We start from the raw sequence: 19,983 nt of genomic DNA on the forward strand, positions 1-19,983 counted from the left end.
ACCTCGCGCGTGCGGGACACGCCGTTCCCGCAGGCGGTGACCCGCGGCCGCGCTCTCAGGGATCGGTGAGCTGCGCCAACCGGCGCGCCAGGGTGGCGCGTTCGGGCTCGTTGCCGACGAGGGCCAGGGCCGCCCGGTAGGCGTCGGCCGCCTCGGACGTGCGGCCCAGGCGCCCCAGCAGCTCGGCGCGGGCGGCGGGCAGCAGGTGGTAGTCCCGCAGCTCCGCCGCGCCGGCGAGGGCGTCCAGCAGGGGCAGGCCCGCCTCGGGTCCGTCGCGCATGGCGATCGCCATCGCCCGGTTGAGCGCCACGAGCGGGGACGGCTCGATCCGCAGCAGCACGTCGTACAGCGCGACGATCTGCGGCCAGTCGGTCGACGCGACGTCCGGCGCCTCGTCGTGCAGCGCCGCGATGGCCGCCTGCACCGCGTACGGGCCGACCCCCGGCCCGGTCAGCGCCCGCACGACGAGCCGCTGCCCCTCGGCGATGAGGTCGGCGTCCCACAGACCGCGGTCCTGGTCCTCCAGCAGGACCTGGTTGCCGTCCGCGTCGGTCCTGGCGGCGCGCCGGGCGTCGGTGAGCAGCAGCAGCGCGAGCAGCCCCGTCACCTCACGCTCCCGGGGCAGCAGCCGGTGCAGTATCCGCGCCAGCCGCACCGCCTCGTCGGCCAGGTCCGGGCGCAGCAGGTCGTCGCCCGAGCTGGCGGCGTATCCCTCGGTGAAGACGAGGTAGACGACCCGCAGCACACTGGGCAGGCGCGCGGGGAGTTCGTCCGGACCCGGCACCCGGAAGGGGATGCGGGCACTGCGGATCTTGCGCTTGGCGCGCACGATGCGCTGGGCCATCGTGGCGGTCGGCACCAGGAACGCCCGGGCCACCTCGGGCGTGGTCAGGCCCGCGAGGAAGCGCAGGGTGAGCGCGGTGCGGGCCTCCGGTGAGAGCGCGGGGTGACAGCAGGTGAAGAACAGCCGCAGCCGCTCGTCGGGGATGTCGTCGAAGCCGGCCTCGTCGGGTGCCGGGGCCGTGGCCCGGTCGCTCTCCACCTGCAGCACCGCCAGCCGCTCCGCGTACGCCCGGTCGCGCCGGATCCGGTCGATGGCCTTGCGGCGTGCCGTGGTGAGCAGCCATGCCAGCGGCTTGTCCGGCACCCCGTCACGGGGCCACCGCTCCAGCGCGGCCTCGATCGCCTCGGAGGCGGCCTCCTCGGCGAGGTCGAGGTCCGCGAACCGGGCGGCGAGCAGCGCGAGCAGCCTGCTGCGGTCCTCGCGGAACACCGCTTCGACGGAGCGGGCCGCTCGCTGCCCGGTCATGACAGGTCCGGCTCCCAGACGGTACGGACCTCGACGGTGCCGTAGCGGGCGCCCGGGCAGCGGGCCGCCCAGTCGAGCGCGGCGTCCAGGTCGGGGACGTCGATCAGGTAGTAGCCGCCCACCATCTCCCGGGTCTCGGCGAACGGCCCGTCGGTGACCACGCGTTCCCCGTCGACGCGCACGCGTACGGTGGTGGCGTTCGAGAGGTCGAGGGCGTTGCCGTCGAGTTTGACGCCGGCGTCGGAGACCGCTTTGTCGAAGGCGATGAACTCCTCGACGGTCGGTCCCTCGGCGGGCTGTTCCTCGGTGGAGTCGGGCGACGATGTGTTGATCAGCAGCAGGTACTTCATGACACGCTCCTCGTGCGTCGGACTGGTGACGCGGGTATGACGAACGGCCGGAGGCGGAATCGACAGGACGATGGAAAATTCTTGGGTCAGGGTAGGGGGCGTGTGCGCCGAGGTGTCGCATGGAAGGACCGTCGGTGCCGGGACGCGGCGGGAGCGTCGGCGCCACGGCCGGGCATGTACGGCCCTTGGGCGGGAAGACGTGGGCTCAGAACGGGGGAACGCGAATGGACCCGGTGAATTCAGCGACGGGCGGTGAGGATGTGGCCGACCGCGAGCCGATGCGCGAGAGCGTCACGCTCGACGGCGGCGGCGGATGCATCGCCGAGGCGCGTCGGCGTGCGGCCGGATTTCTGACCCGGATGCGCGAGGAGTACGGCGTCGCGGTGTCGGACCGGGCGATGGACATCACCCGGCTGGTGGTCAGCGAACTGGTCACCAATGCCCGCAAGTACGCACCCGGACCGGTGCTCATGGAGCTGGCGGTCGCCGGCGGCCTGGTCGAGGTCGTCGTACGGGACGGCGATCCGGAACTGCCGGTGGCCCGGGCGGCCGATCCGTCGAGGGTCGGGCAGCACGGGCTGGAGATCGTGATGGCGGTCGTGCAGCAGTTCGAGGCGCAGCGGGAACCGACGGGCAAGCGCGTCACCGCCCGGATCGCCCTGGCCGATCCCTCGCAGGAGGAGCGGGCCGGACGTCAGCGGCCCGTCGGCGCCAGGCTGCCGGCCGGCCGGCACCGCGGCGCGGGCCGCTGATCCGGACCCGAGGCGGGACCGGGAGCCGGACCGGGGGCGGGCCGCCCTCGTCGTCCGGCGGCCCGGGCGCGGCCCCGGGCGGGCGCCCGCCCGGGACCGGGCCGGCCCCGTCGGCCAGAGGCCCACGAGGCCGGATGTCCCGGTTCACGCATGGCGCCGCGCCCACATCGGCGTGACGAGGGAGATCAGCACCGCCGCGACACCGATCTGCAGGATGTGGCGGATCCAGTCGATGCCGCCCGTGTCCCGCACCCCGAAGGCGGTCGCGAGCAGGTTGCCGACGACTCCGCCGACGATGCCGAGCAGGACCGTCATCCACAGCGGGATCGGCTGGCGGCCGGGGATGACGAGCTTGGCGAGCAGGCCGATGATCAGACCGGCGATGATGGCCCAGAGAAACGACACGCTTTTCTCCCTCCCTGATTCATCCGTGCACTTCACGGATGAGTGGTGGATCGGGTCTCACCGGAGAGGTCCACCTGCGGGGATCCACCGGTGAGTCCCTTGCACCGTCGGTGCATCTCCCGGATGCCCACACTCGCCGTCCGTACGCCTGGCCGTCCGCAGGCCGTGTCAGCGGCCGTCCGCGCGCAGGGCGCGGGCGCGCGAGTCGGTGACGTTGAAGTGCTCGCGCGTGCCGGTGAGCATGAACAGCCGCTCCACATGAGGGTGGAAGGGGCCGAGCAGGATCAGTTCGCGGCCGTCGGCCCGGTGACGGTGCCACGCCTCCAGCAGGGCGTTGAGCAGCCCGCTGTCGGCGAACGTGACGCGCGAGAGGTCCACCACGGTCACCGGGCGTTCCGACTCCTCGGCCTCGGCCCAGGCGGCCTGCAACAGGTCGCCCTCGTCGTAGTCGATATCGCCCCGCACGGTGATCTCGAAGACTCGGTCATGGCAGGTCACCTTCACGGTCGCCCTGTTCTCCCGATGCATCCGTCGTCCTCGTGCCCCTGGTCCGCTCGCGCGACGGCGCCGGTGCCGTCTGCTCCTGTGATCCTTTTACCCCGTCCGGGCGATGAGTTGCCTCGGGAACGCGAGACCGGCGCCCGAGCGCGCGTGCGAGGCCGCGCCGTCACCGGGCGGGCGGCCTGCCGGCGTGGTGCGGATCACGTGGCCGGGACCCCGGCGGCGCCGTCGTCGTCCGGGTCGGGCAGGGCCGTGAGGAGGTCCAGGGTGCCGGTCTGGCGCAGGAGGCGGTCCAGCAGGGCGGGCCGGTTGTCCAGGCGCAGCAGGCAGCCGCCGGAGTCGGCGCGCCGATGGACCATCAGCAGCGCCGACAGGCCCACGGAGTCGATCCAGGTCGGCAGCGCGCACTCCAGCCGGACGCAGCGCACGTCCCGGCCGTGGGCCAGGTGCCGCGTGACGGTGTCGACGAGCCGGCCCCGGTGTCGGGGTCGAGGCCGCCGGCCACGCCGACGGTCAGCTCGTGGGCCCGGCGGTGACGGTGAGGCGCAGTGCGGTGGTCGGGTCGGTCATGCGGTGGGGGCAGGACCGGGGGCCGGGGTCGGGGTGTGGCCCTTCAGGGCATCGGTGCCGTCGTGGAGCAGGCGCAGGGCCCGGGGGAAGTCGCGCAGGCTTGCGCCGAGGACGTCGAGGGCGACGGTCACCGAGTGCGGCGGTACCCGCCGCGCGTGCAGGACATCGGCGGTCCAGGTGAGGAAGGTGGTGAACAGGTCCGGGTCGTCTACGTAGAGGGCGGTGGCCAGGAAGTCGACGATGTGGGCCAGGTCCTGCGCGGTGTGCTCGCGCTGCTCGTCGGTGTAGTGGCGCAGCGCCGGGAAGCGCTCCTCCAGCTCCGTCAGCGTCTGCCTGACCAGGCGGCTGCGGGACTGGGCGACGAACGTGTACTCCTGGTCCGCCAGGTGCGGCAGGTCGTCCACGGCCTGCCGGGCCGACGCCGGGTCCGGCGGCCACAGCCCGTCGTCGAGGACGGCCGCCGCGGCGCGGGCGTCGGGCGCCCAGCGGTCGGCGCCCAGGGCGTGGGCGTAGCGCCCGTCGGGGCCGAAGGCCCTGCCGCCCGCCATGACGGGCACGCCGACGGCCTGGCACGCGGTGACGGCGGCGTGCGCGGTCGGCAGGTGCGTGGGCAGCGAACCCGACAGCAGCACCGCCTCGGAGCCGGTGTGGTGCAGGTGCGCGACCAAATGCGCGGTGGGTGTCTGGGCGCCGAGGTAGTCCACCTGCCAGCCCCGCAACCGCAGCACCTCGGCGACCAGCCGGGCCGGCAGCGCGTGCCACTCGCCGTCCACGCAGCTGACCGTGACCCGGCCCCGCGGCGCGGGCGCGCGGCGAGCGGCACGGGGGCGGGCGAGCGCCAGGGCGGTGACCACCCGTTCGCTGATGGCGGTCGCCGCGTGTTCCTGGGCGACGGTCAGACGGTCCGCGGCCCACTCGGCGCCCACCCGCTGCTGGACGACGGCGATCACGTCGAGCAGCAGCGTCTCCTCGTCGACGCCGTCGGCCAGGGCACCCCGAGCCAGGTCGACGGCGGCGTACTCGTCGCCGTGCGCCACCGCCTGCCACACCTCCTCCACCAGCGACCCGGTCGTCGTCACCGGGGGAGCGCTCACCCGTTCCTCCTCGTGTCCGCGACACCGGCGCGGGCCTGATCCCGCATCAGCGCCGGATCCGGCGAACGCGGGGCGCCGATGGCGACGGTGGCGATGTCGTCGTGGCTGCCCGGGCCCACCCACTGGGCGGTCAGCATCTGGATCCGCTCGACCACCGCCTGAGCCGGCATGCCCGCGCACTCGGCGACGGCACGCTGGAGCCGGCGCTCGCCGTACAACTCGTCCCCGAGCGGGCCGCCCCGCGCCTCGGTGACCCCGTCGGTGTACAGCACGCAGGTCTCCCCGGGGCCCAGCGTCAGCTCCGCGCTGACGGCGGTGACCTTCGGCAGCGCGCCGATGAGCGAGCCGTGCGTGAGGGCCTCCTCGACGGTGCCGTCGGCGCGCACGATCAGCGGCGCGAGGTGCCCGGCGCTGGTGAGCCGCAGACGCACCTCGCTGCCGCGCCGGCGCACGGAGGCCAGCACCAGGGTGGCGAACCGGGTGTGGTGGGAGGACAGCAGCGCCCCGTTGAGCAGCGTCAGCATCCGCAGGTGGTCCGCCGCCAGCGGCAGCAGGGCGTGCAGGGTGTTGCGGATCTTGCCGGTGAGCACCGCGGCTTCCAGGCCCTTGCCGGCCACGTCCCCGAGCACCACCAGGGTCTCCTGATCGGGATCCGCGCCGGGGTGCACGTCGTAGAAGTCGCCGCCGATCCGTTCGTTGTCGCGCGCGGGGCGGTAGGCGCCGGCGTAGTCGACGCCGTGCACGCTCTTCAGCGTCGGCGGCAGCAGCTCCCGCATCAGGGTGGTGGTGATGGAGGCCTGTTCCGTGTACAGGCGCGCGGCGGACAGGGCGGCACCGGCGCGGGCGGCGAAGAGCCGCGCGAACAGCTCCTCGTCGCTGCTGAAGGCCTGTTCGTGGCCGGAGCGGAGCAGGATGAGCGCACCGGCGGGCACCCCGTGCCCGGGCAGCGGGGTGACGATGACGGAGCCGACCGGTTCGGTGAGGTCCGGCGGGCGCACCCAGTCGGGCAGGACGGCCGGGTCGATCCAGCGGGCCGGGACCGGGGGGAACCCCTGCAGAGCCTCCGCCAGGCCGGGCACGCGGTCCACGTCGACCTGGGCGATCACCCGGGTCACCGGTCCGCCGCGATGGGCGTAGGTGAGGCAGTGGCGGTGCCCCTGCGGCGGGGCCACGAGCACGGCGGCCTCGGCGAGATGGTCGGTGGCCATGCGCGCCGTCATCTCCATGCAGCGGGGCAGGTTCAGCGTCGACAGCAACTGGCCGGCCACCTCGGACAGCAGCTCGGAGCGGCGCCGGGCGTCCGCGAGAGCCGCCCGCGCGATCCGCCGGTCGGTGTCGTCGACGAGCCACCACACCACACGGCCGTCGTCACGGGCCGTGGGACGGGCCTCGAAGTGGCGGTCGGCGACGGCCCCGTGGAGCGGCCGCACGGTCGCCGAGGGGTCCTCGGCGAGCCGCTCGTGCGCCTCGGTCAGCCAGGACGGCACGGTGTCGTGGAGACGGTCACCGGCAGCGGCGCGCGGCCACAACGCCCGGGCGGCGCCGTTGAGTTCCACGACGGTGCCGTCCCGGTCCGTGACGAGCGCCGGGTAGGGGGCCAGATTCCACGCCGCGCCGTCCTGGACGACGGCGCCGGCGGAAGGAGCGGGGGAGCCGCTGGCATCGAACACACGCGGGGGCGCGCCATCGGCGCGCCCCACCACCTCTCTACGACAGAAGACAGACGCTGAAGACAGACGTCCTGTGGTTCACGCTCCCGCATGCAGGCTTACGAAGCAAGCGCCTCGGCGGCCGGACCACGCACCGCGAAGGCCGGAGCCACCCCACCCGGTCGTGCTGACGAAGCATCAGGTCCAGGAGAGGTGCGCACCGCGCAGCCGGCGGCCCGGAACGTCGAGGGTTTCGCACGGGCGTACGCCTTGGCGCGCCGGGCGTGCCCTGCGGATGGCCCAAGAGATGATCACTCGCACGAGCGACGCATACGGTGCGTGCGCGAAGGCACACGTACAGTGCGCGCGCGTTCCGTCTGCGACCTCTTCCGAGCAGCCGGCGTCCTGCTCGCGCAGCGGTCCGGCGCCGGCCGATCCTGCCCACGACCGGGCCGGCGCCGGACCTCCTCCGCTTCCGTGCGGTGCGCGCGACCCACCGGCGCCCTCCCGGCGGAGCCGGCGCCGCCTGGCGTCGTCGCGGCTGTGACCAGGGGATCCGGTTGGACCGGTGAGACGGGGTACTCGGCAGCGGCCGGTCGGAGGGCCGGCTTCACACCGTGGAGGCGCCCGTGGCCGTACGTCACCGTCTGATCAGTGCCCACCCCGACGTGGTGTGGGAGGTGCTCGCCGACAGCGAGGCGTATCCGCGCTGGGTGGTGGGGCCGTCGACGGCGAAACCGGTGCGCGGACAGTGGCCCCAGGTGGACGCCGCGATCCGCTACGAGATCCCGATCGGCCCGCTGCGCCTGTCCAACGAGACCGTCGTACGCCACTGCGAGGAGGGCAGCATCCTGGAGCTGGAGGCGCACGCGGGACCCCTGGGCACCGCGCGCATCGCCCTCGAACTGCGCCCCTGGGGCGAGCACTGCCTGGTCATCGTGGACGAGCACCCGCTGCGCGGGGCGGGCAGTCTGGTGCACAACGCGGGCTTCGAGATCCTCATCCAGATGCGGCACCGGACCATGCTCGCCCGCCTCGCCCGGCTGTGCGAGGCGCGGGCCCGCGGCCGGGACGGCGCGGGCGGCGTGGCCGCCGCCTCCGGATCACCCGGGGCCGGTCATGCCTGACGCCGTGGTGATCGGGGCCGGGCCCAACGGGCTGGTCGCCGCGAACGTCCTGGCGGACGCCGGGTGGAGCGTGCTCGTCCTGGAGGAGCAGCCGGAACCCGGGGGAGCGGTACGGCACGACCGGGGCGTGGACCCGGACTTCGTCAACGACCTCTTCAGCTCCTTCTACCCCCTCGCCGCCGCCTCCCCGGTCCTGGCCGCGCTGCGGCTGCAGGACCACGGCCTGCGCTGGAGCCACGCGCCCAGCGTGCTCGCCCACCCGCTCACCGACGGCCGCTGCGCCGTCCTGGACCGGAACCTCGACGCCACCGCGGCGTCCCTGGACACCTTCGCGCCGGGCGACGGGGAGGCCTGGCGCCGACTGCACGACCTGTGGCAGGCCCTGCAGCCCGATCTGCTGAAGGCGCTGTTCACCCCCTTCCCGCCGGTGCGCGCCACCGCCGGCCTGGCCCTGCGCCTGCGGGCCGCCGGCGGGCTGCGCGCGGCGCGCTCGCTGGTGCTGCCGGTGCGGCGGATGGGGGAGGAGGAGTTCGACGGCGAGGGCGGCCGGCTGCTGCTGGCCGGCAACGCGCTGCACGCCGACCTCGCCCCCGAGTCGGCCGGCAGCGGAGGCTTCGGCTGGCTGATGGCGATGCTCGGCCAGACCCACGGCTTCCCCGTCCCCGTCGGCGGCTCAGGCGCCCTCACCCGGGCACTCACCGGGCGGCTGCGCTCACGCGGCGGCCGCGTGCGCTGCGGGCAGCGCGTCGAGCGGATCGTCGTACGCGACGGACGGGCCGTCGGCGTCCGTACGGCCGACGGGGAGACGTTCGCCGCACGCCGGGCCGTTCTGGCGGACGTGTCGGTGCCCGCCCTCTACGGCGAGCTGGTGCCCGCCGAGCATCTGCCCGCGCAGCTGCTGGCCGACCTGAAGCGCTTCCAGTGGGACTTCGCCACCTTCAAGGTGGACTGGGCGCTGGACCGCCCGGTGCCCTGGCAGGCCGAACCGGCGTGGCGGGCCGGCACCGTGCACCTGGCGGACGGCCTGGACGAACTCACCCGGTTCGCCGCGCAGATCGCGATGCGCCAGGTGCCGGACCGCCCGTTCCTGCTCTTCGGCCAGATGACCACCTCCGACGCCAGCCGCTCGCCGCGAGGCACCGAGTCCGCCTGGGCCTACACCCACGTCCCGCACGACATCCGCGGCGACGCCGGCGACGAGGGCATCACCGGCCGGTGGGACACCAAGGAGCAGGAACGCATGGCCGACCGCGTGGAACAGCAGGTGGAACGCTTCGCCCCCGGCTTCCGCGCGCTGATCCGCGCCCGGCGGATCCTGGCGCCCCCGACCCTTCAGTCCCTCGACGGCAACCTGGCCGGCGGCGCCATCAACGGCGGCACGACCGCCCTCCACCAGCAGCTCGTCTTCCGCCCCCTGCCCGGCAGCGGCCGCCCCGAGACCTGCGTCCCGGGCCTGTACCTCGCCTCCTCCGGAGCCCATCCGGGCGGCGGCGTGCACGGCGCCCCCGGCGCCAACGCCGCACGCGCCGCGCTGCGCCGGCACCTGCCCCCGGGTCGGGCCGGCCTGCAACGCCTCCTGACGCGCCGCGACCGCACCGGCACCCTTCGCTGACCACCACGCCCCTGCGGCACAGCCCCCGTGGAGGACCCATGCAGCAGCACCCCGACGGCCCCGACGGGGACCACCGTCGCCCCGACGGCCTCAGCGACAAGACCGTCGAGGCCCTCGGCGCGCTCTCCAAGGCCCTGGAGACCACCGAGCGGGCCCGAGGCCGCCTGTACGACTTCCACCAGCTGACCGGCACCGCCGACTTCCAGCTCGACCGCGCGGCGGAACTGCTGGAGGAGGCGGGCCACCCCGAGTGGGCGCAGAAGGTCCGCGAGGAGATCCTGGGCCGCAACGTCATCCCCGGGCACTGGACGTTCCAGATCGTCGAGGCCTACAACGCCACCTATTACCGGCCCTTCCAGCAACTGGAGGCGAGCGCCGTGGAACAGCTCGCGGACGGCCGCGACCACCTGCTGGAGGCGGAACTGAAGGAGCAGCGCCGCACGCCCGGCCACCCCCATCACACGTCCCGGCCGCCGGTGCCGGAGGAATGAACCGTCCCGGCCGCCGGTGCGCAGGAATGATCCCGTCCCGGCCGCCGGTGCCGGGGGAATGATCCCGTCCCGGCCGCCGGGGCCGGGGGAGTGACCCCTCCGAGGCCGCATCCGGTCGGCGCCCCCGCCGCGAAGAGGTCGGTGGGAGCCCGTGCCCCGGCGGACGTGACCGGGCGGAAAGGAAGGCCACCGGTGCCCAGCAGACCCTCGTCGCACGGCAGCCCGCTCACCGGCCGGACCGTGGTCGTCACCGGCGCCGCCCGGGGGCTCGGCGCGGCACTGGCACGCGAAGTCGCGGGCCGCGGCGCCCGGGTGGCCGCGCTCGGCCACGAGAAGGACGCCCTCGAGGCGCTGACCGCGTCCCTTCCCGGCCCGGCGCTCGCCCTGGAGACCGACGTCACCGACCCGGCGGCGCTCGACGCGGCCGCCCGCACCGTGCGCGCCCGCCTCGGCCCGGCCTCGGTCGTCATCGCCAACGCGGGCATCGCCGAGGGCGGCCCGTTCCTCGCCTCGGACCCGGAGACCTGGCGGCGCGTGGTCGAGGTGAACCTCGTCGGCAGCGCGCACACCGCCCGTGCCTTCCTGCCCGACCTGCTGGCCACGGCCGGGCACTACCTCCAGATCGCGTCGCTGGCCTCGCTCGGCGCCGCACCCCTGATGAGCGCCTACTGCGCCGCCAAGGCCGGGGTGGAGGCCTTCGCCCACAGCCTGCGCGCCGAGGTGGCCCACCACGGCGTCAGCGTGGGCATCGCCTACCTCAACTGGCTCGACACCGACATGGTGCGCGACGCCGACCGGTACGCCGTCCTGCGCGAACTGCGCGCCCACATGCCGCCGCCCGCCCGCCGGGTGCACAGCGCCGAAGCGGCGGCAGCCCGGATCGTCCGGGGCGTGGAGCGGCGCCGTACCGCGGTCTACCTGCCGGGGTGGCTGCGCCTGGTGCAGCCCGTGCGCGCCGCGCTGCCGCCCGTCGTGCTGCGCGTCGCGCGCCGCGAACTGCCCCGCATCGAGGCCGAGGCGCCCTTCGAGGACACCGGCCCGCTCGGCGCCGGCGGCCTGGCCGACCGGGCGGCCCGGCGACCGGACGGCTGAACCCACTGACCCACCGACCCACTGACCCGCGAAAGCGCGAACCCCGGCCGACCCTCACAGGCCCAGCCCGGCCCGGTGAAAGGACCCCCTATGAGCCGCAAGAAGAACACCGGCGACCGCCTCCGCAAAGGCGACGAGGTCACCTGGAAGAGCCACGGCAGCAGCACCGAGGGAACGGTCGAGCGGAAGATCACCGACCGGACCGAGGCCGCGGGCCGCACCGTGGACGCCTCCCCGGACGACCCGCAGTTCGAGGTGCGCAGCGCCAAGTCCGGCCGGACGGCCGTGCACAAGCCGTCGGCGCTGCGGAAGAAGAAGCAGTGACGCCGGACCGTACGGAAGGCGGACGCCCGGGATGCAGACCTTCCTGACCCGCGCCGACTTCGGCGGGTCGGCCCACGACCTCGACAAGCGCCGGCTGGGCAAGCAGCGGGTGGAGGCCCTCCAGGTCCTGCGCGGCCTGACCGTGCCCGGCTACGGCTGGCGCCGCCACCCGGCCGTACGCATGTGGACCGGCTACGAGGAAGCGCTCGTGCGGTACGGCCTGGAGGTCTGCCGGGTGTGGCGGGAGCTGGGGCACCAGGACAGCTGCGCCGCCTCCCTGGTCGCCGGATTCGCCGCACACCACCCCGGGTCCCCCGTACGCGACCAGCAGGCCCTGGCCGAGGCCGGGGAACTGCCGCCGTGGCTCGGCAACCGGGAGTTCCACCGCAGCCACCAGTCCGCGCTGGTCCGCAAGGCACCCGAGATCTACGCCGCCCGCTTCCCCGGCGTACCCGACGACCTGCCCTACGTCTGGCCCGCCTCCGACCGCGCCGGCCGGGACCTCCCGTCGGGCTGACCTCCGGCCGCCGCCCCTGGCGTCACCCGACCACCTCCCGCCCCCCCACCCCCGGCGTCACCGACCGCCTTCCGCCCCCGGCGTCACCCGACCGCCTCCGGCTCCGCGCGCATCCGGGCAGTGCGGCCGCAGCGTAGAGACCGGAGAAACCACACGACGACGGGCGGCAGAGGCGGGCACATGCGCGACGACCATCCCTCCACCACCGGGCAAGGGCCGCACGGCGGCGCACCCCTCACCTGCCTGGTGACCGGTGCCGGCGGTTACATCGGCGGACGGCTGGTGCCGGAACTGCTGGACGCCGGCCACCGGGTGCGCTGCCTGGTCCGTACGCCGGGCAAGCTGCGCGACCACCCCTGGGCGGACCGGGTGGAGATCGTCCAGGGGGACGTCACCGACGCCGAGTCCGTCGCGCGGTCGATGCGGGGGGTGGACGTCGCCTACTACCTCGTGCACGCCCTCGGCAGCGGCCACGACTTCGAACGCACCGACCGCGAGGCGGCGCGCGTCTTCGGCGAACAGGTCCGCCGGGCCGGTGTGCGCCGCCTGGTCTACCTCGGCGGACTGACCCCCCAGGGGGTGCCCGAGGAACACCTGTCACCGCACCTGCGCTCCCGCGCCGAGGTCGGCCGCATTCTCCTCGACTCGGGCGTGCCGACGGCCGTGCTGCGCGCCGCCGTCATCATCGGCTCCGGATCGGCCAGCTTCGAGATGCTGCGCTATCTCACCGAGCGTCTGCCCGTGATGGTCACCCCGCGCTGGGTGCACACCCGCCTCCAGCCCATCGCCGTACGGGACGTGCTGCGCATCCTGGTGGGCTGCGCCCGGCTGCCCGCCGAGGTCAGCCGCACCTTCGACATCGGCGGCCCCGAAGTGCTCACCTACCTGGAGATGATGCAGCGGTACGCCGCCGTCGCCGGACTGCGGCGCCGCCTGGTGGTGCCGGTGCCGGTGCTCACGCCCGGCCTGTCCAGCCACTGGGTGGGCCTGGTCACCCCGGTCCCGGCCTCGATCGCCCGGCCGCTCACCGAGTCGCTGCGCCACGAGGTGGTGTGCCGGGAGAACGACATCGAGCGGTACGTGCCCAGCCCGCCCGGTCACCCGCTCGGCTTCGACCGTGCCGTCTCCCTGGCGCTGGAGCGGGTGCGCGAGGCCCAGGTCGCCACCCGCTGGTCGTCCGCCTCCGTGCCGGGCGCGCCCAGCGACCCGCTGCCCACCGACCCGGACTGGGCGGGCGGCAGCCTCTACACCGATGTGCGCGAGCGTGCGGCCGAGGTGCCCGCCGAGGCGCTGTGGGAGGTCGTTGAGGGCATCGGCGGGGAGAACGGCTGGTACTCCTTCCCGCTGGCCTGGGCGGTGCGCGGCTGGCTGGACCGGCTGGTGGGCGGTGTCGGCCTGCGCCGGGGCAGGCGGGACGCCCGGCGGCTGCGGGTGGGGGACTCGCTGGACTTCTGGCGGGTGGAGGAGATCGAACGCGGACGGCTGCTGCGGCTGCGCGCCGAGATGCGGCTGCCGGGCCTGGCCTGGCTGGAGATGCGGGTGGACGACGACGGCGACGGGCCCGTGCGGTACCGGCAACGGGCGCTGTTCCACCCCCGCGGCCTCCTCGGCCACCTGTACTGGTGGAGCGTCTCGCCCTTCCACGCGGTCGTCTTCGGCGGCATGGCCCGCAACATCGTGCGGGCCGCGGAACGCGTCCGGCGCGAGCGCGGCCCCGGGGCGGACGCCCCCGGCGCCGACGGTGGCGGCGGGGACGGGGCCCGCACCGCATCCGGAGCCGCCGCCCGGCCGGAAGACAGTCCCGTCCGCACCGGCCGCCGCCGGCCCCCGGAGGGAAGCTGAAGCCCATGCACGTCTCGGTCGTCCTGTTCACCTCCGACCTGCGCCTGCACGACCATCCGCCGTTGCGGGCGGCGCTGGAGTCGACCGACGCGGTCGTCCCGCTGTTCGTGCGCGACCGGGCCGTGGCGGCCGCGGGATTCGACGCGCCCAACCGCAGCGCCTTCCTCGCCGACTGCCTCACCGACCTCGACGCCGCGCTGCGCGAACGCGGCGGACGGCTCGTGGTGCGCTCCGGCGACCTGGTGACGGAGGTGTGCCGCGCGGTGACCGAGGCGGACGCCGACGAGGTGCACTTGGCGGCGGCGCACAGCGCCTTCGCCGCGCGCCGCGAGGACCGTCTGCGGGGGGCCCTGGAGGCGGCCGGCCGCCGCCTGTTCGTGCACGACGCGGTCACCGTCGCCGTACCACCGGGCGAGCTGACCCCGTCCTCGTCGGACCACTTCGCCGTCTTCACGCCGTACCACCGGCAGTGGGAGCAGGTCCGGCTGCGCGCCGTCGTCGGCGCCCCGCGCCGGGTCCACGTCCCCGACCACGTGCGGGGCGAGCCGCTGCCCGTGCGCGACGAGGTGGCCGGAGTCTCGCCCGCGCTGCCGCGCGGCGGCGAGGCCGAGGGCCGCAGGCGGATGGCCGCCTACTGGCGACGCGGACTCGACGCCTACGACGACACCCGGGACGACCTGGCCGCCGACGCCACCTCCCGGTTCTCCGCCCATCTGCACTTCGGCACGCTGTCCCCGGTGGAGCTGGTGCACCGGGCCCGGCGCCGCGACGGCGCGGGCGCCCAGGCGCTGGTACGGCAGCTCGCCTGGCGCGACTTCCACCGGCAGGTGCTCGCCGCCCGGCCCGGCGCCGCCCACGCCGACTACCGCACCAAGCGGGACAACTGGCGCACCCGGCACACCGCGCACGCCGACATCGAGGCCTGGCGGGAGGGCCGCACCGGCTACCCGGTCGTCGACGCGGCGATGCGGCAGCTGCGGCACGAGGGCTGGATGCACAACCGGGCGCGGCTGCTGACCGCGAGCTTCCTCGCCAAGACCCTCTACGTCGACTGGCGGATCGGCGCCGCCCACTTCCTGCACTGGCTGGTCGACGGCGACATCGCCAACAACCAGCTCAACTGGCAGTGGGTGGCCGGCACCGGCACCGACACCCGGCCGAACCGGGTCCTCAACCCCGTCCTCCAGGCCAAGCGGTACGACCCCGACGGCTCGTACGTGCGCCGCTGGGTGCCGGAACTGGCCGGCCTGGACACCCCGCTGCTGCACGAACCATGGAAGCTGCGGGGCCCGGAGCGCGCGGCACTCGACTACCCCGACCCGGTGGTGGACCTGTCCGAGGGCCTGGACCGGTTCCGCCGGGCCCGCGCGGCCCAGCGGTGACGCACCCGGTGACACCCGCGGCGGATCAGCGCGCCCGCGCGCGGCGCACGCCGCCGTCGTCAGTGTGCAGACCGCTCAGCGTCTCGACGGCGTCCCGCAGACCGGAGCAGCGCGGGAAGCCCGCGGACGCCCGCCGGTCCCAGCCCGGCCCGGCCGGCAGCACCACCGGGCGGCTGCGCGCCCCCGCCGCCCCCCATTCCAGCCCGGCGACATGGCGGGCCAGCGGCAGGGACGCGGTGGAGCGGGTCTGCGCCCACAGCACGATCGCCGCCGCACCGGTGCGCCGTACGCACGCCAGCAGGGCCTCGGCGGGCACGGCGGCGCCGAGCATGCGGGTCGGCACGCCCCGCTCGCCCAGCGCGGCCGTCAGCGCCTCCAGCGCGAGCGAATGCTGCTCGCCGGGCGTGCAGGCCAGCACCACGGGCGGGCCGGAGTCCGGTGCGGTGCGCGGCAGCAGCAGCGGGGCCCGGCGCAGGGCGCCGGCGATGTGCCAGGACAGCAGGTGCTCGACCTCCACATAGCGGTCGCCTGACGACTCCCACTTGCGGCCGACGGCCCGCAACGTGGGCACCATCACCTCCTCCCACGCCACCAGCAGCCCGTGCCGTACGACGCTCTCGGTGAGCCGCTGCTCCAGCTCGGGCGCGTCCAGCCGTACCGCGGCACGGGCCAGCCCGCGGCACTCCTGGCGTACGTCGCCGAGCGGCAGCCCGCTTCCGGCGCCGCCGGGGCGGGCGGGGAGCGTGGGGAGCGCGGGTGATGACGGCGCGGTGGCTTCCGGGTGGGCAGAGGGGGCGGCCGTCGCTGCCGCGGTGTTCTGCGCCGGGGTGCCCTGTGCCGGGGTCCGGGGCGCCGCCGGGGCCGGTGACGTGCCACCGTACTCGGTGAAGCGCTCACGGGCCACGCGGGCGGCCTCGGCGGGTGGGGCGCCCGCCGCCGTGAGCCGGCACATCTCCTCCACCATCGCGATGTCGCGGGCCGTCCAGCGGCGGTGGGTGCCCTCGGCGCGCACCGCCGGGCCCAGTCCGTAGCGCCGGTCCCAGGACCGCAGGGTCGTCGGTGAGACGCCGAGACGACGGGCCAGCGCCCCGGTCGTCATCCCGGCCTCCGCGGGCATCCGCACGTCCTCGTCCTCGCCTTGTGTCCTACCGATGCAACTCTTACCGATCCGACTCGTACCGATGCGCTATCGATGCAAGTTGTCCCATCCTCCCTCCGGTGAGCACCCTGAAGCAAGACCAAGGGCCCGCATCCGCGGTGTCGCACAGGAGGCTCGCAATGAACCGGCTCCCGGCCCCCACCAGCTCCACCGCTCTGCTCGACGCCGATGCGTCGCGGCCCGCCGACACCTGGGCGCTGCTGCACCGGCAGTGGTCCGGGCTCGTGCACGCCCTGGCCCGGCAGGCGCTCGGCGATCCGCGCGAGGCGGAGGACGTCACCCAGCAGGTGTTCACCGCGGCCTGGCGCGGCCGCCACGGCTACGCCCCCGAGCGCGGCACCTTTCCCGCCTGGCTGGTGGGCATCACCCGGCGGAAGGTGGCGGACGCCCTCGCGGCGCGCACCCGCAGGGCCGAGCTGGTCGCGGCGGCGGCCGGCCTGCTGCCCGCGCCGGAGGAACGCGGCGGCGGCGACCCGGAGGCCGCGCTGGACCGCCTGGTCGTCGGGCGTGCGCTGGAGCGGCTGAGCGAGCCGCAGCGCAGGGTCCTGCGGCTCGCCTTCTACCAGGATCTGACCCAGACGCAGATCGCCGACGTCACGGGATGGCCGCTGGGGACGGTCAAGAGCCACACCCGCCGCGGCCTGGAGCGCCTGCGCCGCTCCCTGCAGGAGGACGGTGTGTCGGTGGCCTGAGGCCACCGGACCGTCTTCGAAGGCCCGGCCCGGGCGCCCTGTCGCCTCCGGACCACCGCAATCGATGCGCAATCAATGCGGCGCCGATGCGTCGGCGAAACGGCGATGTGTGCGCCGCACATCCAGCCCTCATCTGTAAATGCGATAAACCTGGACAAAGTATCGCTTTGTCCCTAATTTGAAGGGCACCTCTGCCGGGTGGACGACGCACGCCATCCCGGACGGCCCGGTCCGCGCCCTCGCACGGCTCCGGTCGCCGCCGGGCGACCCGCCATGGGAGGACCCGTGAACTGGCTCGACCTGGCCGCCTGCCGCTTCGAGGATCCCGAACTCTTCTTCCCGCTCACCGAGGACGGCGCGTCCCTGCCGCAGATCGAGCGGGCCCGGAAGATCTGCCACGGCTGTCCCGTCGTGCACGAGTGCCGCACGTCGGCCTTCCGGCGCGGCGAGAGCGACGGCGTATGGGGCGGACTGACGGCCGGCCAGCGCAAGGCGCTGTCCGCCTCCAGGACGCCCGACGAGCGCACCCGCGACCGCGAGGTGCCCGGCTGAGACCCCACAGACCGGCAACAACAGGAGGTCGTCCCGCTCCCGGGGCGAAGTGCCCGGCTTCTCCCGGCCTGCGCGCAGGCACACGTGACCCGGCCGCGACCGCGGGCCGGTTCGGCGGGTGCGGGCGCGTGCGACGTGGCATGCTCGGGTCCGCTTGACGTACGGTGGACGGTCAGCGAACCGCCAGGACACCGCAGGCCAGACGGCCCGCAAGAGTTGCCGAGGGAGCCGTCGGATGGCAGGGGCCGGACACACCGGGGGAACGGGCGCGCCGTCCGCCCCCATGGCCCCGGAGGAGCTGACCGCTCGCCTGGAGGCGATAGGGGCGGCGGCCTATGTCGTGGATCCGCAGGGATGCATCATCGCCGTCAACAGCCGCGCGCAGGCGCTGCTCGCCCTTCCGGCGGAAGACCTCGTCCGGCACGACGCCCACGACCTGCTCCACCGCGACCTGCACGGGCAGTCGCTCGCCCGGACGCAGTGCACCATGCGGCAGGCCTTCCTCGCCGGACGGCCCGCCCAGGCCGACCGGGACTACTTCCTCCGCGGTGACGGCGTCCTGCTGCCGATCTCCTGGCTCCTCGCGCCGTACGACCTCGGCGGCGAGCCCGGCACCCTGGTGCTGTTCCACGCGGCCGGTCGCACCGAGGAGAGCGGGCCGCCGGCCCGGCGGGCGGCCACGGGACAGCTGTCGGAACTGGCCCGGCTGGCGCTGCTCGCCGAGACCACCACCCAGCTGACCTCCACCCTCGACGTGGAGGAGGCGCTGCACCATCTGGTGCACCTGGTCGCACCCCGGCTGGCGGACTGGGTCGTCATCGACCTCATCACCGAACGCGACGAAGTGTGGCGCAACACGGTCGTGCACGTCGACGGGGACACCCTGACCCATGTGGAGGAACTCCAGGGGCCGATGCCGCCGATCCCGGAGGAGTCCCCGATGCCGCTGTCGCGCGCCCTGCGCGGCGTGGCCTCCACCGTCGCCGAGCCGCAGACCTACGACCGGGAGCCGGACTCCGGCATCGCGGTCGAGCAGCGCCGCCTGTTCGAGGTCACCGGCATGCGCTCCGCCGCCATCGCGCCCATCCGCAGCACCCGCGAGGTGCTCGGTGCCCTGACGATCGGCCGCGACGGCACCCGGCCGCCCTTCACCACCGAGGACCTGCCCCTGCTGGAGGACATCGCCCGCCGCGCCGGCCTGGCCCTGGACAACGCGCGCCTCTACCAGCGCCAGCGCAAGGTCGCCGAGACGATGCAGAACCACCTGCTGCCGCAGATGCCGCGGGTGCCGAACCTGCAGATGACCGTCCGCTACCTGCCCGCCCCGCACGCCTCGCAGGTCGGAGGGGACTGGTACGACGCCTTCCCGCTGGCCGACGGCGCCACCGCCCTGGCCATCGGGGACGTCGTGGGACACGACCTGGAGGCGGCGGCCGGCATGGCCCAGGTGCGGAACATGCTGCGCGCCTACGCCTGGTCCCTGCAAGAGCCGCCCAGCGGGGTCGTCGGACGGCTCGACGAGGCGATCCAGCACATCACCGAGGTCACCATGGCCACGCTGCTCTTCGCGCGGCTCGAGCGCGTCGAGGACGGCCGCTGGGAGCTGACCTGGACGAACGCCGGTCACCCGCCGCCCCTGCTGCTGAGCCGTGACGGCCTCGCCGAGTACCTCACCGGCGGGCACGGCCTCCTGCTGGGCACCGGTGCCGCGGCGCCCCGCTCCGACGGCAGCGTCTTCCTGCCGCCCGGCACCACCCTGGTCATGTACACCGACGGCCTGGTGGAGGAACGGGGGCACGTCCTCGACGAGGGCCTGGAGCGGCTGCGCCGGCACGCCGCCGCCCTCGCCCACCGTCCGCTCGACTCGTTCATCGACGAGCTGCTGAGCCGCGTCCGCCCGTCCGAAAACGACGACGACGTCGCCCTCCTCGCCCTGCGCACGCCCCTGTCCTAGAACACCGGTCCCGCCTGGTAGGCCCGCCGGAAGCGGTGTGCGCCCGCCGCGCCGCGGCCTCGCCGTGCGACGCCGCCCCGGGCCCGTGGGGCGGCGAGGCGCGGACGATAGGCTTGCGCCCGTGGTGCGTACCGATCTGCAGACGTTTGCCGTGCTGCTCAGGCGAATGAACAGCGAACTGAGCGAGATCGCCCACTCGTTCGCGCACGCCCACGGTCTTCACCCCACCGATGTCCAGGCCCTGATCGTCATCCTCGACGGTCCCGCGGCCGACCCGGTCGGCGACGAGCGCGACGGGCGTCAACCGGTCACGCCGAGGATGCTGGGAGAGCACCTGGGCCTCACGTCGGGCGCCGTCACGGCCTGCCTGGACCGGCTGGAGCGGGCCGGCCACATCCGCCGGGTGCGCGAGTCCTCCGACCGGCGGGTGGTCCACCTCTACTACGAACCCCGGGCGCGGGAGCTGGCCAAGGCGTTCTTCGCCCCCTTGGCGCAGGTCACTGAATCCGTTCGCGGCGAATTCACGGAAGAGGAGCTGCACACGGTCGTTCGGTTCCTCGCGGCGATGAACGGCCGGCTGACCGCCGTCCGGCAGCGGGGCCTGTAGCG

The 19,983-nt window shown here is 74.8% G+C and carries 21 protein-coding genes; 13 read left to right on the top strand and 8 right to left on the bottom strand.

All coding sequences use genetic code 11. The features are described from left to right. Positions 1 to 55: 55 nt before the first annotated feature. Both ACF1AL_RS27140 and ACF1AL_RS27145 read right to left on the bottom strand, forming a co-directional pair. Positions 56 to 1,309 (bottom strand): RNA polymerase sigma factor, encoded by a 1,254-nt coding sequence (locus tag ACF1AL_RS27140; protein WP_391657733.1) that lies wholly within the window; start codon positions 1,307 to 1,309, stop codon positions 56 to 58. Then, a complete protein-coding gene (locus ACF1AL_RS27145) occupies positions 1,306 to 1,659 on the bottom strand; it encodes a YciI family protein (protein ID WP_366837809.1) in 354 nt (117 codons plus the stop codon). The genes ACF1AL_RS27140 and ACF1AL_RS27145 overlap by 4 nt, the downstream gene beginning before the upstream one ends. 224 nt (positions 1,660 to 1,883) lie before the next feature. On the opposite strand from ACF1AL_RS27145, the gene ACF1AL_RS27150 reads away from it, so the two are divergent. Continuing rightward, the gene (locus ACF1AL_RS27150; RefSeq protein ID WP_391699555.1) at positions 1,884 to 2,411 is read left to right on the top strand and encodes an ATP-binding protein; all 528 of its coding nucleotides are present in this window, start codon (positions 1,884 to 1,886) and stop codon (positions 2,409 to 2,411) included. Between the two features lie 144 nt (positions 2,412 to 2,555). Here ACF1AL_RS27150 and ACF1AL_RS27155 read toward each other — a convergent pair whose 3' ends face one another. The 5 genes from ACF1AL_RS27155 to ACF1AL_RS27175 all read right to left on the bottom strand — a co-directional run bounded on the left by ACF1AL_RS27155 (position 2,556) and on the right by ACF1AL_RS27175 (position 6,651). Continuing rightward, positions 2,556 to 2,816: a GlsB/YeaQ/YmgE family stress response membrane protein gene (locus ACF1AL_RS27155; protein ID WP_366837810.1), complete on the bottom strand. Its 261-nt coding sequence runs from the start codon at positions 2,814 to 2,816 to the stop codon at positions 2,556 to 2,558. Positions 2,817 to 2,984: 168 nt separating this feature from the next. Continuing rightward, a complete protein-coding gene (locus ACF1AL_RS27160) occupies positions 2,985 to 3,344 on the bottom strand; it encodes an STAS domain-containing protein (RefSeq protein ID WP_391657731.1) in 360 nt (119 codons plus the stop codon). Between the two features lie 173 nt (positions 3,345 to 3,517). Beyond that, positions 3,518 to 3,745: a hypothetical protein gene (locus ACF1AL_RS27165; RefSeq protein ID WP_391820152.1), complete on the bottom strand. Its 228-nt coding sequence runs from the start codon at positions 3,743 to 3,745 to the stop codon at positions 3,518 to 3,520. Between the two features lie 138 nt (positions 3,746 to 3,883). Next, a complete protein-coding gene (locus ACF1AL_RS27170) occupies positions 3,884 to 4,981 on the bottom strand; it encodes a B12-binding domain-containing protein (protein ID WP_391820151.1) in 1,098 nt (365 codons plus the stop codon). Next, positions 4,978 to 6,651: a PP2C family protein-serine/threonine phosphatase gene (locus ACF1AL_RS27175; protein WP_391820150.1), complete on the bottom strand. Its 1,674-nt coding sequence runs from the start codon at positions 6,649 to 6,651 to the stop codon at positions 4,978 to 4,980. The genes ACF1AL_RS27170 and ACF1AL_RS27175 overlap by 4 nt, the downstream gene beginning before the upstream one ends. A gap of 608 nt (positions 6,652 to 7,259) precedes the next feature. Between ACF1AL_RS27175 and ACF1AL_RS27180 the strand changes: the two genes are divergently transcribed. The 8 genes from ACF1AL_RS27180 (at position 7,260) to ACF1AL_RS27215 (ending at position 15,017) form a co-directional block, all read left to right on the top strand. Beyond that, entirely contained in the window at positions 7,260 to 7,757 is a 498-nt protein-coding gene (locus tag ACF1AL_RS27180; RefSeq protein ID WP_366837814.1) for an SRPBCC family protein, read from the top strand. Then, complete coding sequence (locus ACF1AL_RS27185) at positions 7,750 to 9,369, top strand: phytoene desaturase family protein (RefSeq protein ID WP_391820149.1); 1,620 nt, start codon at positions 7,750 to 7,752, stop codon at positions 9,367 to 9,369. The genes ACF1AL_RS27180 and ACF1AL_RS27185 overlap by 8 nt, the downstream gene beginning before the upstream one ends. Before the next feature lie 38 nt (positions 9,370 to 9,407). Beyond that, complete coding sequence (locus ACF1AL_RS27190; RefSeq protein ID WP_366837816.1) at positions 9,408 to 9,860, top strand: hypothetical protein; 453 nt, start codon at positions 9,408 to 9,410, stop codon at positions 9,858 to 9,860. Between the two features lie 192 nt (positions 9,861 to 10,052). Further along, positions 10,053 to 10,952, top strand: a complete 900-nt coding sequence (locus ACF1AL_RS27195) for an SDR family oxidoreductase (protein WP_391827774.1) — start codon at positions 10,053 to 10,055, stop codon at positions 10,950 to 10,952. Between the two features lie 90 nt (positions 10,953 to 11,042). Further along, the gene (locus tag ACF1AL_RS27200) at positions 11,043 to 11,276 is read left to right on the top strand and encodes a DUF2945 domain-containing protein (RefSeq protein ID WP_391778389.1); all 234 of its coding nucleotides are present in this window, start codon (positions 11,043 to 11,045) and stop codon (positions 11,274 to 11,276) included. A gap of 31 nt (positions 11,277 to 11,307) precedes the next feature. Then, a complete protein-coding gene (locus ACF1AL_RS27205; RefSeq protein ID WP_391827776.1) occupies positions 11,308 to 11,793 on the top strand; it encodes an MSMEG_6728 family protein in 486 nt (161 codons plus the stop codon). 180 nt (positions 11,794 to 11,973) lie between these two features. Further along, positions 11,974 to 13,635 carry an SDR family oxidoreductase gene (locus tag ACF1AL_RS27210; RefSeq protein WP_391827778.1) on the top strand — a complete coding sequence of 554 codons (1,662 nt, stop codon included), beginning with the start codon at positions 11,974 to 11,976 and terminating at the stop codon, positions 13,633 to 13,635. 5 nt (positions 13,636 to 13,640) lie between these two features. Further along, entirely contained in the window at positions 13,641 to 15,017 is a 1,377-nt protein-coding gene (locus ACF1AL_RS27215) for a cryptochrome/photolyase family protein (protein ID WP_391827781.1), read from the top strand. Between the two features lie 25 nt (positions 15,018 to 15,042). On the opposite strand, the gene ACF1AL_RS27220 is transcribed toward ACF1AL_RS27215, so the two are convergent. Continuing rightward, positions 15,043 to 16,134, bottom strand: a complete 1,092-nt coding sequence (locus ACF1AL_RS27220) for a MerR family transcriptional regulator (protein ID WP_391827935.1) — start codon at positions 16,132 to 16,134, stop codon at positions 15,043 to 15,045. Positions 16,135 to 16,295: 161 nt separating this feature from the next. Between ACF1AL_RS27220 and ACF1AL_RS27225 the strand changes: the two genes are divergently transcribed. The 4 genes from ACF1AL_RS27225 (at position 16,296) to ACF1AL_RS27240 (ending at position 19,981) form a co-directional block, all read left to right on the top strand. Continuing rightward, complete coding sequence (locus ACF1AL_RS27225) at positions 16,296 to 16,868, top strand: RNA polymerase sigma factor (RefSeq protein ID WP_391827783.1); 573 nt, start codon at positions 16,296 to 16,298, stop codon at positions 16,866 to 16,868. 285 nt (positions 16,869 to 17,153) lie between these two features. Continuing rightward, positions 17,154 to 17,420, top strand: a complete 267-nt coding sequence (locus ACF1AL_RS27230; RefSeq protein WP_366837823.1) for a WhiB family transcriptional regulator — start codon at positions 17,154 to 17,156, stop codon at positions 17,418 to 17,420. Between the two features lie 235 nt (positions 17,421 to 17,655). Continuing rightward, on the top strand, positions 17,656 to 19,374 hold the full coding sequence (locus ACF1AL_RS27235; RefSeq protein WP_391827785.1) for a SpoIIE family protein phosphatase: 1,719 nt from the start codon (positions 17,656 to 17,658) through the stop codon (positions 19,372 to 19,374). Positions 19,375 to 19,495: 121 nt separating this feature from the next. Beyond that, the gene (locus ACF1AL_RS27240) at positions 19,496 to 19,981 is read left to right on the top strand and encodes a MarR family winged helix-turn-helix transcriptional regulator (RefSeq protein WP_384203289.1); all 486 of its coding nucleotides are present in this window, start codon (positions 19,496 to 19,498) and stop codon (positions 19,979 to 19,981) included. Positions 19,982 to 19,983: the final 2 nt, after the last annotated feature.

Source organism: Streptomyces sp. NPDC014801 (assembly GCF_043082085.1).
In the GTDB taxonomy this organism is placed as follows: domain Bacteria; phylum Actinomycetota; class Actinomycetes; order Streptomycetales; family Streptomycetaceae; genus Streptomyces.

Bases quoted from the DNA above. Each gene is read 5' to 3' on its own strand.
- ACF1AL_RS27190 (WP_366837816.1), top strand. From the start codon at position 9,408: ATGCAGCAGCACCCCGACGGCCCCGACGGGGACCACCGTCGCCCCGAC.
- ACF1AL_RS27205 (WP_391827776.1), top strand. From the start codon at position 11,308: ATGCAGACCTTCCTGACCCGCGCCGACTTCGGCGGGTCGGCCCACGAC.
- ACF1AL_RS27185 (WP_391820149.1), top strand. From the start codon at position 7,750: ATGCCTGACGCCGTGGTGATCGGGGCCGGGCCCAACGGGCTGGTCGCC.
- ACF1AL_RS27145 (WP_366837809.1), bottom strand. From the start codon at position 1,659: ATGAAGTACCTGCTGCTGATCAACACATCGTCGCCCGACTCCACCGAG.
- ACF1AL_RS27200 (WP_391778389.1), top strand. From the start codon at position 11,043: ATGAGCCGCAAGAAGAACACCGGCGACCGCCTCCGCAAAGGCGACGAG.
- ACF1AL_RS27225 (WP_391827783.1), top strand. From the start codon at position 16,296: ATGAACCGGCTCCCGGCCCCCACCAGCTCCACCGCTCTGCTCGACGCC.
- ACF1AL_RS27160 (WP_391657731.1), bottom strand. From the start codon at position 3,344: ATGCATCGGGAGAACAGGGCGACCGTGAAGGTGACCTGCCATGACCGA.
- ACF1AL_RS27220 (WP_391827935.1), bottom strand. From the start codon at position 16,134: ATGCCCGCGGAGGCCGGGATGACGACCGGGGCGCTGGCCCGTCGTCTC.
- ACF1AL_RS27140 (WP_391657733.1), bottom strand. From the start codon at position 1,309: ATGACCGGGCAGCGAGCGGCCCGCTCCGTCGAAGCGGTGTTCCGCGAG.
- ACF1AL_RS27210 (WP_391827778.1), top strand. From the start codon at position 11,974: ATGCGCGACGACCATCCCTCCACCACCGGGCAAGGGCCGCACGGCGGC.
- ACF1AL_RS27150 (WP_391699555.1), top strand. From the start codon at position 1,884: ATGGACCCGGTGAATTCAGCGACGGGCGGTGAGGATGTGGCCGACCGC.
- ACF1AL_RS27235 (WP_391827785.1), top strand. From the start codon at position 17,656: ATGGCAGGGGCCGGACACACCGGGGGAACGGGCGCGCCGTCCGCCCCC.
- ACF1AL_RS27215 (WP_391827781.1), top strand. From the start codon at position 13,641: ATGCACGTCTCGGTCGTCCTGTTCACCTCCGACCTGCGCCTGCACGAC.